General features: G+C 69.7%; 1 protein-coding gene. It reads left to right on the plus strand.

The annotated features are described in order from the left end of the window. Positions 1–353, plus strand: a 353-nt coding sequence (locus tag DI272_RS44055; RefSeq protein WP_181387602.1) for an Ig-like domain-containing protein, incomplete at both ends; no start/stop codon positions are given.

Below are 353 nucleotides of genomic sequence, written 5' to 3' on the forward strand. Positions count from 1 at the left end.
CTGACCAGCCCGGCCGCGGGCGCCGTCTACACCCAGGGCGACGCCGTGCCGCTCGCGGCGACCGCCGCCGCCGCGGACAACGCGACCATCAGCAAGGTGGAGTTCTACGACGACACCAAACTGCTGGGCACGGACACAACAGCGCCCTACGCGCTCTCCGCCTCAGGTTTGACCGTGGGCAGTCATTCTCTGCTGGCGAAGGCGTACGACAGCCTGGGCGCGTCGGCGGAGTCCACACCGGTCGGCATCACGGTCGCCTCAGGCCCGTCCGTGGTCGCCACGCCATCCCAACTGGGCGTACAGCAGGGCAAGACGGGCACGTACGACGTGAAGCTGTCGACCCAGCCGAGCGC

It is taken from the genome of Streptomyces sp. Act143, from assembly GCF_003143935.1.
Classification (GTDB): domain Bacteria; phylum Actinomycetota; class Actinomycetes; order Streptomycetales; family Streptomycetaceae; genus Streptomyces.